General features: G+C 67.9%; 11 protein-coding genes. 5 read left to right on the top strand and 6 right to left on the bottom strand.

The window, feature by feature from the left end:
• Both WA805_RS05455 and WA805_RS05450 read left to right on the top strand, forming a co-directional pair.
• Positions 1–428, top strand: a 428-nt coding sequence (locus WA805_RS05455; protein WP_425241797.1) for a beta-class carbonic anhydrase, incomplete at its 5' end; no start/stop codon positions are given.
• A 493-nt stretch (positions 429–921) separates the two neighbouring features.
• On the top strand, positions 922–1392 hold the full coding sequence (locus WA805_RS05450; RefSeq protein ID WP_422276423.1) for a VOC family protein: 471 nt from the start codon (positions 922–924) through the stop codon (positions 1390–1392).
• A 392-nt stretch (positions 1393–1784) separates the two neighbouring features.
• On the opposite strand, the gene WA805_RS05445 is transcribed toward WA805_RS05450, so the two are convergent.
• Both WA805_RS05445 and WA805_RS05440 read right to left on the bottom strand, forming a co-directional pair.
• Positions 1785–2438 carry a GAP family protein gene (locus WA805_RS05445; protein WP_422276421.1) on the bottom strand — a complete coding sequence of 218 codons (654 nt, stop codon included), beginning with the start codon at positions 2436–2438 and terminating at the stop codon, positions 1785–1787.
• 145 nt (positions 2439–2583) lie between these two features.
• Positions 2584–4284 (bottom strand): SulP family inorganic anion transporter, encoded by a 1701-nt coding sequence (locus tag WA805_RS05440; RefSeq protein ID WP_425241796.1) that lies wholly within the window; start codon positions 4282–4284, stop codon positions 2584–2586.
• 388 nt (positions 4285–4672) lie between these two features.
• On the opposite strand from WA805_RS05440, the gene WA805_RS05435 reads away from it, so the two are divergent.
• Positions 4673–4924, top strand: a complete 252-nt coding sequence (locus WA805_RS05435; RefSeq protein WP_425241795.1) for a hypothetical protein — start codon at positions 4673–4675, stop codon at positions 4922–4924.
• On the opposite strand, the gene WA805_RS05430 is transcribed toward WA805_RS05435, so the two are convergent.
• A complete protein-coding gene (locus tag WA805_RS05430; protein WP_422276417.1) occupies positions 4921–5073 on the bottom strand; it encodes a hypothetical protein in 153 nt (50 codons plus the stop codon). The two genes, WA805_RS05435 and WA805_RS05430, sit on opposite strands and share 4 nt — an antisense overlap.
• A 186-nt stretch (positions 5074–5259) precedes the next feature.
• Between WA805_RS05430 and WA805_RS05425 the strand changes: the two genes are divergently transcribed.
• Positions 5260–7032 carry a cation:proton antiporter gene (locus tag WA805_RS05425; RefSeq protein ID WP_422288551.1) on the top strand — a complete coding sequence of 591 codons (1773 nt, stop codon included), beginning with the start codon at positions 5260–5262 and terminating at the stop codon, positions 7030–7032.
• Positions 7033–7309: 277 nt separating this feature from the next.
• Here WA805_RS05425 and WA805_RS05420 read toward each other — a convergent pair whose 3' ends face one another.
• From WA805_RS05420 to WA805_RS05410, 3 genes are all read right to left on the bottom strand, one after another.
• Positions 7310–7852, bottom strand: a complete 543-nt coding sequence (locus WA805_RS05420; protein ID WP_422281568.1) for an LURP-one-related/scramblase family protein — start codon at positions 7850–7852, stop codon at positions 7310–7312.
• 132 nt (positions 7853–7984) lie between these two features.
• The gene (locus tag WA805_RS05415; protein ID WP_422339947.1) at positions 7985–8266 is read right to left on the bottom strand and encodes a hypothetical protein; all 282 of its coding nucleotides are present in this window, start codon (positions 8264–8266) and stop codon (positions 7985–7987) included.
• Between the two features lie 643 nt (positions 8267–8909).
• Positions 8910–9470 carry a DedA family protein gene (locus WA805_RS05410; protein ID WP_422288553.1) on the bottom strand — a complete coding sequence of 187 codons (561 nt, stop codon included), beginning with the start codon at positions 9468–9470 and terminating at the stop codon, positions 8910–8912.
• A 200-nt stretch (positions 9471–9670) separates the two neighbouring features.
• Here WA805_RS05410 and WA805_RS05405 point away from each other — a divergent pair.
• Positions 9671–9950, top strand: a 280-nt coding sequence (locus WA805_RS05405) for a hypothetical protein (protein ID WP_425241794.1), incomplete at its 3' end; no start/stop codon positions are given.

Genomic DNA, 9950 nt, shown 5'->3' with positions numbered 1-9950 from the left:
TTGTCACCTGTGCGGATCCCCGGCTCACCGACATCGAGCAGATGCTGGGTCTTGCCCACGCCGATGTCGACATGATCAGGAACTTCGGCACCGTGATCGATGACGACGCGGTCCGGTCGCTTGTTCTGTCGACCAGGCTGCTGGGCACCCGGGAGATAATGATCATCAATCACACCGACTGTGGGATGCTCAGGTTCACCGACAGCGAATTGGAGGACCGGCTCCGCAAGGAGACGGGGCAGGCGCCGATTGCGCCGGCCAAGTTCTACAGCTTCACCGACGCTGAGGCGAACACCAAGGAGCAGATCCAGAAGGCCAGCTCACATCCATGGATCTCGCCGGAGGTCCCGGTCAGGGGATTCGTCTATGACGTCAGCACCGGGCGGCTCAGGGAAGTGTTCGCCGGCGGGGAGACCGTCACCGGTTAGTGAGGGCGTCGCCGCCTGGGCGTGTGTGCTGCGTGAGGACGCCTCGCGGCAGAGCTCGGCGCTCAAGCTGCATCAGACTTCAGGCCTTCGCTGTCCGCACCGGGTGAAGCCGGCCTTGGCGTTCGCCTCGCGCACAGGTGACCGGGCACAGACCAGGGTTACCCAGGGGCCATCGTGCGCTTTGAGTGTGCTGGCTACAGCATGCCAAGCCGTGCAATGCTCAAGGCGATTGACGCCTTCCGTGACCAGCAGAAGGGCCAGCGCGCCAGCCAGGCCTCGCCGAGGCAGGCGGAGCGCCACGCGGCCTTCATCCCTGCGGGTCGCCTTCAGGCTAGTCCCAAGACTGGTGACTTTACGTGAACAACAGCACGACACGGCCACGGATGCCAGGCATGAAGCCTGGAGCCGGGACATCTTCCCCGGCCACCTGGTCGACACTGACTGCAGGCCCGTGATGAGCGGGCTGTGCGACCCAACCAGCGGAGGTTCCAAAATGGCCGAGCTCCCGGCGCCCCCAGAGGGAATCGCGCTAGCCCACTTCATCGTCTCCGCTGACATCGAGCGCTCCCGGCGCTTCTACACCGAAGTCCTCGGCGGCAGGGTGGCGTTCTCCGGTCCCGGCGGGCTGACCTACGTCGCGCTGTCCAACAGCTGGATCATCATCAACACCGGCGGAGGCCCCACCGACGACAAGCCGGCGGTCACCCTGCAGACGCCGCGCGACCCGGACCGGGTCAGCAGCTTCCTCAATATCCGGGTCAAAGACATCCACGCCGTGTACGCCGAATGGAGCGCCCGCGGCGCCCACTTCCTGACACCGCCCAAACAGCACCAGTACGAGACCCGCTGCTACATCCGCGACCCCGACGGCCACCTCATCGAAGTAGGCCAAACCACCGACCCAGAAGGCGACTGGACACCCGCCCACTGGCCCTCCAGCACACCCGCCGAGACGTCCGGGTGAAAGCCGAGACCACCAGTCAATGACTTCGACCTACCCCGGACGACGATGACCGAGATGCTCGGCGGGCCGCCCGACTTCCGCGACCTGTCGGTGACACGACCTGAACATCATCGCCGAAATAGCAGGCCAAACAGCCTCTGTCTCCCGTCATCCCCTCGTCCGGCATCTCGGCCGCCCGGCAGCGCGCCAGGTCCGCCGCGGGCCGGCCGCTACCGCTGGCCCGCCAGGTGCCCGTGCCGTCAGCTCCCGCGGACGTGGTCTACGGGATCGGCCGCATCGACGCCTCCGGTCGGATCGCCGACCGGGCCAAAGCCGCCCACGCATTCGCGACCGCCGACGAGGCACAATCGGCGATCACCGGCATGACCAGGGGCAGGGCGCCGCTCGCAGTCTCAGGTGATCAGGTAGAGGCTGTCGCCGATGAGCCAGATGCCCAGGAGCAGGCTCCCCACGATGATCGCCTGTTCGGTGTGCGCGTCGATCCAGGTCCGGGCGCTGGTCAGGAATGTCTGGCTGCGATCGGGCCGGAACGCCGTGTAGATCTCCATGGCCAGGTAGGAGGCCGAGGCCAGCACGCAGTAAAAGAACAGCGCGAGGAAGCTTTCCCAGCTGGACAGCTTGGCCTCCACCACAGTCGCGGCGCCCGCGCCGATCAGGCCCCAGGGCTGCAGCGCCGGCGCCAGGCCGAGCGCGAACCAGGGGGACATGTCGTCCACGTGCTCCTGCCACTTCGGCGGCTTCTTCGGCGGCTTGGGCCGTCCCCTGGCCCGGATGTGCCGGATCGCGATCACGACCAGGAGCACGCCGAGCGCGGTCTTGACCGCCAGCGCCGCCAGCGAGGGCGCCGTGTTCGGCTGGGGCGGGTTGTTGCCGGTGGCCAGGACGGTGATCGTGACCACGATGGCCAGCGACACCAGCCAGCCGAAGGTGAAGGCCGCGCCTTTGCGCACGCCGCGCCTGGACGGCAGCACGACCAGGAATGCCGTCAGCGGCAACGGGTCGAGCGTTACCGCCAGGCCGATCAGGACCAGGTCAAGGACCAACATGGCTGTCCCCCTCCGCCTCCAGGGAATTCCAGCCTGCCCGGCCGCGCATCATCCCGCAGGGATAAAACCGGACCACGTAAGCTCCGATCCCGGGGCTTCGAGCTGGCTGTTCACCGGGTGCGCGGGCTCGCAGGCCGCAGCGGTCTCAGGCCGGCCCGGTGTCGCCGGGGGTACCGGTCCCGGTCCGGCGCTGGTTGGCTTGGATCCATGCGGTGCCGTCGGCGTAGGCGCGTTGAAACGTGGCGCCCACCCGCTCATCGCCGGCGTAGATGTCCTGCGGGCCGATCACGTCGGTGACCCCGGCGGCGCGGAGCTCGTCGTGGATCTGCTCGCTGGCCGACACCAGGACGAGCTTGCTGCCGGCATCCGTCAGCGCCGTGCCGTAGCGGCACAGCACCTCCATGAACGTGGTGCCGAGGTCGGTCCGGCCGCGCAGCCGCACGATGACCACCGAGTTGCCCGAGGCGCTGGCAACAGCCGGGAGCTGTGATTCGAACGCCGCCGCGGCGGCGAAGAACAGGCTGCCGTACGGCTGGAGCACGACCACCTCGCCGGCCGGGACCTCGGCCGGCGGGTCGGTCTCGGTCAGGTTCCCGTCCGGGCCGGGGACCTGGCGCTTAATGGTGACCCGGTTGGACTGGCGTACCACGTGCAGGACCATCGACAGGCCGACCCCGGCGAGCACCGCGTACTGCAGCGGGATGAGCATGGTCAGCGTGAAGGTGACCACCAGGATGGTCTTCTGTACCAGGCCGGTCTTCCACACCGAGGCAAGATCGCCGGGCTTGATCGTCCGGAAGCCGACCAGGATGAGCAGGCCGGCCAGGGCGGGCATGGCAATGTGGCCGACCAGCCCGGCGAAGGCCAGGATCACCACCGCCATCACCACGCCGGCGATCACCAGGGCCAGCCGCGACCGGGCGCCCGCGGCCTTGTTCAGCGAGGTGGCCGACATGGACCCGCCTACCGGCATCCCCCGGAAGATCCCGGCGATCACGTTGGCGGCACCTTGCCCGATGAAGTCACGGGAGGCATCGGGATAGCTCCCGTCGGGGTTGGGGAAGGCGGCCGAGATCGCCGCGCCCTGGATCAACCCGACGAAGGCCAGCGACAGCGCCGGGACGATGAGCGGCGGGACCAGCCGCAGCACCGGGGCCACGGGGATCGGAAGCGCGCGGGGAATGGCACTGAGATCGCCGACGATCGCGATGCTGCTCCAGCCGAGGAGAGCTACGCCGGCCGAGGTGATGATGACTGCCAGGACCAGCCCGAGCGGGCCCAGCCTGGTCCGTTCGAGCAGCAGTATCAGCGCGATCGTCACCAGTCCCGCCGCCAGGGATTGCAGGTGGAGCTCATGCGGGTGGATAAGGGTGTTGAGGGCGCGGACGACCCGGTTGGCGCCTTCGGCCTTGTAGCCGGTGAGGTTGGCCAGCTGGCCCAGGATGATGTTCACCCCCACAGCGGAGATGAATCCGGTCATCACCGCGTTGGACACGAACCGCAGCACATGCCCCAGCCGCAAGAACCCGGCCGCGAGCATGACCACCCCGGTCAGCACCGACAAGGTGAACAATGCCCGCGCCTGATCACTGGCCGAGTGAACGGCCGGCACGTCAGCGATGACGATGGCCATCGCGCCGGTGGCCTGGACCGCCATGAACGCCGAGCCGGTAAACAGCGACCCGCCGACCGTGCCGAACAGGTAGGCGTACAGGCCCGCCAGCGGGCTGACCCCGGCCAGCAGTCCCGCGGCCAGGCCATCGGGAACGCTCTCCACGCCCAGCACCAGGCCCGCCACGGCGTCCTTGCCCAGCGTGTCCCGCTTGATCGCGACGCGGGTTTTCATGCTATGGCCCGGCGCGTCCCGCCAGGAGACAAACAGAACGGCATAACAGGCTCCATCAGCAGGTTCCGCGCACATCGGCCTCAGCAAGTCCCCCTCCACTCCAGCCGGCCGGCACCGGGCAGTACATCACCCCCAAGGATGGCCGGGACCGGGAGAGCAACCTGATGGTGTACCGTCCCGACCTGGATAACAGCCCCCCTCACCAGCGTCGAACCCCTCAAGGATGAAGAAAGCCGGTCCAATCCATACCGCCACCCACAGGAACACCCGGGACGTCGCGAGTTTCTTGCGATGTATGAGCCAGAGCCCCCACTGAGATAAGGAAGACAAGGACCGCAAGGTAGCCCATCACCCGCATGTTCCAGTACTGGATGAACACGTTCGGTACGTGGTAGCCGGGCCCGTACTGCTCGATGTACTGCGCCTGCAGCGGGTTCAGCCCGACCACCTTGCCGTTCCAGTGGTCGGTGGCCAGCAGGGACAGCAGGCCGCGATCTTCATCGGCTGGTACTTGGCCTCGATCACGCCGAGCTCGTCGCCGACCAGCATCGTGAACAGGATCGCCGATTCCAGGACCGTCAGGGCGAGCCGGGCCGACGGGGTGAATACGTCGCGGTCCCCGCCGTGCCGCAGCTGCTAGGCGGAGACAGCCAGCATGACGGCGGCGCCGGTGACCAGCGACGCGAGCAGGACCTTGGCATATCCCCAGACGAACACCAGGTTGGTGAAGACCGCCCAGATGTCGGTCCAAACTCCTCGGCTTGGCGTCCTTGTCGAGGCCTGACGCACCCATGATCGGCGTCTGCGGCCGACGGGACCTTATCCGTGCCGGGTAGTGCTGGTCTGGCTGACGCCGCCTCCGAGGCTCGGGGCTGCTGCTTTTCATCCCCGTCGAGGGAGGCGGCTGGGTAGGGCAGGGAGGAGCATACGGGTCAGGCACCACTATCGCTGATTCGCCCGGGTGGCAGGCTGACGATGACAACCAACCAGATCCTGACCGGGGTGGGCCTGATCCTCGCGCTTGCGGTCGGCTCTCAGGTGCTCGCCAGCCGTCTCCGGATTCCAGCGATCATCATCCTGCTACCTGTCGGGTTCACCGCCGGCGCGATCACCACCGACGTCAACCCGCAGGACCTGCTGGGGGCCGCGTTCCAGCCGCTGGTGTCGCTCGCGGTCGCCGTCATCCTCTACGACGCGGGCATGTCCCTGGATCTGCGGAAGCTGCACGGGCAGACACGACGGGTCGTGGTCCGGCTGATCGCCATAGGCGTGCCCATCACCTTGGCCTTCGCGGCCGTGTTCGCGGGACTGCTACTGGACATGTCCAGTAAGGCAGCCCTGATGCTCGGCGCCATCCTGGTTGTGTCGGGCCCCACGGTCGTGGGGCCGCTGCTTGTTTTCATCCGTCCCACCGATCGGCTGCAGCGGGTCCTGTCCTGGGAAGGGTCACTGATCGACCCGGTCGGCGGCATCCTCGGGGCGGTCATTTTCCACGCCGTGCTCGCGAGCACCCGCCAGGGCTTCGGCTACCAGCTGGCGCAGTTCCTGGCCGGCGTCTGCGTGGGCCTGGCGGGGGGCATTGCCGGCACCGCACTGCTGTGGCTACTGCTGCGGAAACTCCGGCTCGGCGAGGTGCTCGGCACCAACGCTCAGCTTGCGTCGGTGATCGCCGTGGCGGCCGCATGCGACACTCTCCGCGACGACGCCGGCCTCATCTCCGCCATCGTCATGGGGCTGGCCGTGGCCAACCTGCGCGGCTTCGACGTCCCCGCCCGGCGGCCGTTCTTCGAAACCCTGGTACAGCTGATCATAGGCGTGCTCTTCATCTCTATCTCGGCCACCGTCACCCCTGCGTCGCTGCAGCATCTGGTGCTGCCTGCGCTGGGGCTGATCGCCGTCCTGGTGCTCATCACCCGGCCGCTGGTGGCCCTGCTGGCCACGGTCCGGACCGACATGACGAAAGGGGAGCGCCGGTTCACCGGGTGGATGGCGCCGCGGGGCATCGTCGCGGCGGCCACCGCGTCCACCTTCTCTGCCGCGCTCGTCTCAAAGAACATCGGGGGCGCATCTAAGATCCTTCCGGTCACGTTTCTCGTCATCGTCGTCACCGTGGCGGTGTACGGCCTGACGGCTGTGCCGGTGGCCAGGTGGGCCGGCGTCACCCGCCCGGCCCGCGCCCGCCCGCTGCTGGTGGGCGGGGAGGACTGGGTCGTGGACCTCGGACGAGCCCTGGGGTCGCTGGGCCTGGAGGTCCTGATGTGGGCGGGTCTGGACGAGCAACGTCAGCGGATCAGGCAGGCCGGCCTGGAACTGGCCCCCGGCGAGCTGCTGGCCACGGCCACCGGCCGCGGCGCGCAGCTCGAGGGCGTCACCGCGGTGCTGCTGCTCACCGAGGAGGACGACTTCAACGCACTCGGGTCGACTGTGCTGCAGGGCAGTGCCGGCGGACCGGTCTACCGGCTCGGCGCACGCCGGCCCAGTCACGGCGTGGTCGCTCCCTACACCGGCGGCCAGATCTTGTTCGACCCGCGGCTGACCAGGTACGAGATCGGCCGCCGCTACGCGGGCGGGGCGCGCATCTGCACCCAGCCCGGCGACGGCGGGGACCCGGGGATCCCGGCCGGCAGCGATCTGCTGTTCCTGGTACGGGCGGACGGCAGGCTCGACCCCGTCACCCGGGTCGGGCCGCCGGATCCGCAGGCCGGGGACACCATGGTCCTGCTCGGCCTGGCCGCCGGACCTGCGTGATGCCGCACGTCCGCGTGGTGAGCCCGGCGGCCCTCACCGGGCTAGCCGACGTCGACCTGCTCCGGCCAAGAGCGCGCTCACTGTCCGATATTGGCGTGATCCACCTGACCAGCCACTGAACCGGCTCGGTCATCATGTTTCCCCGGAACCCCATCGGGGCCGCTGCGCAGGCCATCTACGTGCGGGTCGTCACTATCAATCGGCCACGCTCCGTGATTACCCAACGGCTCTTCTGCGCGCCGGTGGCCCTTGGGCGTTCAGGCGATGAGGCTCAGTGTCAGCGCGCCTCATGCGCCATCTGGTCCAGGACCGCCGTGACGGCCAGCATCAGCACGGGGCTCTGCCCGGGCGCGACCTCGACCCCGTAGGTGTCAGCGACCCGGAACCACTTCTTGGACACCTCGGCCACCGTGGACCGGCCGTCCTCGATGGTGTACTCGTGGTCGAGGATATTGCCCTTGACCTCAAGATCCGGGCCGTCCGCCACGTTGACGCTCCACCGGTCGCGCAGCGGGGTGATCAGTGCCTTCTTCACCGTCGCGACGGTGCGCCCATCCCGGTCCTCGATCTCCATCGTGTCCCGCACCCGGGCCACGCGCTCCTGGATCTTCAGCAGCTCGCTCCCGTGGCTATCTTCGAAGATCAGCGTCTTGCGCACCCGCAGGGCCTTGCCATCGACCTTGAAGACCCGCTCGCCCTGATCGTTCTCGATCCAGTAGTCGTCGCCGATGGACACCAGCTTCTGACGCATGCGGTAGTGCGTCGCGCCACTGCCACCGCGGCGCTCTTCACGCCGCTCCTGCCGCTTGTCCCTGAACACATTTCCTCCTCAGACAACTGCCCACACTCAAGCGCCCACCATGGGGCCCCGCCGCAGGCCTCTCCCAGACTGGCGTCAGATGCCCCAGAAAACCGCCTGGCCACGGGAGCGCCGCGAAGCGGCGCATGTTTGCTAGGACTCGTCTGTCGCGGCGGCCGTGCGGGCTTCCTCGAGAGCCTCGTCGAAGACCTCATGAGCCTCTGTGGTCCCGCCCAGATCGGTGAGCTTGCTAGCCACGATGCTGGCTTCGGGAACAGGAGCCAGCGCACCCACGGCGGCTTTGCCCCCTTCCAGTTCCCTGCCTATGCGGTCGCGATCGGCCTCGCCGAGTCCCAGGTTCTTGTGGTGGAGGGTGCCCGGCAGGCCACCGCCGATGAGGCCAGCGGCGAGCCCGACCGGGGTAACCAGCGCCACGGCCGTGCCGATACCGTGCCCTTGCCCATGCTGCGCTTGCCGACCTTGTCAGCCTTGATCTTGCCCTTCTCGTCAAGCACCAGGACGCCGATGGCATCCCCCTTCCTGCGTAGGCCAGACGCGACAGCCGCACCGGGCACTCGGCCGAAGACCAAACGTCCATGCCGCCGCACCCCAGAGTGTCTGTCAACCCGCGGCCCTGGCATCCCCCTGACTGGGTGATCCGACCCGGCCCACACCTAGCCCGGACTCCGCCAATCCCTGTCAGACCCGCGAGCGGCCGCAGCTGACAACGCTGCAGCGCCGCAGGCATTCGGGGTGTCCCGGCCTGAAAAGCCGAAGGGCAGCAAGGCCGGGCACCCGACACTGAGGTCCGTCGAATACCGGTACTGCGGGGCGAGGCCTGCGCCTCGGCGAGACCGAGCGCGCCGAGCAGACCCTGGCGGAACTCGGCGAACAGGACCGCGAATGCGGGAAGGATGCCCATTGCAGTGACCGCGCAGCGGCTCGCCCAGGACGACCCGCGCGCCACGACCGCCGCGCTCGCGCCGGTCCTCGACGGCGCCATCCCTGTATTCTGGCGGACCTGGCTGGGCCAGGCGGACCTGGCTGGGCCATATGTCCGCCAGGCGCGAGGACCGGCTCACGCCGGCCGTTCCTGCCGGGCAGCCCGCCACCGCGAGTACACGGCCCTGATCCCCAGCCCGACAGCGACGATCACCAGCACGCCGAGCAGCACGCCGGTCCCGGCATCGCCGATGCGCTTCGCGACCTCCGCGCCGAGGAAGTAGGAAAGCCCGACGTACATTCCGATCCAGAAGATGCCAGAGACCAGCGCTCCGAGCAGGAGTATCGGGAATGGCACCCGGAAGATCCCGGACACATAGGCCGGCATCGTCACCGATGCGAGGAAAGTGTGACTGCCGAAGGCACGGTCGCCCTTAACGAGCAGCTTCAGCCGCCTTTCTTCCAGCCGTCCCGGGTGGTCGAGCAGCCAGCGTCCCTTGCGGAAACCGATCTCATATCCAACTACCGAACCGAGCATCCAGGCTGCCCCGGATACGGCCAGCACGATGCCAACATTGAGCCGGCCTTCTCCTGCCAGCGTCCCCGCGGCAATGAGCGACGCGTCACCCGGGCCCGGCAGGCCGGCACCCGTGGTCGCGACGAGCACGAACAAGACGATGTACTCGGCCAGCATCATGGCTGCCGCTCCCGCGTGATCGCGAGTGACGGGGTACCAGGCCCTGAGGCAGAGCCTGATGCGTGCGATGCGCGCTGATCAGGGGTTGCCGAGCGAGCGGAGCGCACGCAGCCCGGGCAGCAAGACGTAGGCTCCTCCTTAACGGTTGTGAACCGCGGTAGGCCGTTCAGCGTCTGGGGGCGTTGACCAACTCTTTCAGCATGATCTCGAGCTGGAAATCGTCGAAGTTCGGCGTCGTGTGCGTCATGATCACTCGAAAAAGGGTGGCCATGCGGGCGCTGAGCCAGCGCGCGGTGGGCGGCGAGACGCGGGTGAAGCCTGCAGCAGTGCAGGTCGACCGTGCGCCGGGGTGTCGGTCACTGCCGGTCCCGCCAAACAGTTACGCCAGGAACAGCATGAAAGCTCCCGTACTTGGCGGATTACACGCCTTCTCCCAAGTTGGCGATAAATTTGATGGCCGTTATGCTCGGCAGAAACACG

It is taken from the genome of Trebonia sp., assembly GCF_049794275.1.
Taxonomy (GTDB): Bacteria; Actinomycetota; Actinomycetes; order Streptosporangiales; family Streptosporangiaceae; genus Trebonia.
Note: the sequence above shows the minus strand (reverse complement) of the source record. Positions and strands in the feature narration are given on the sequence as shown.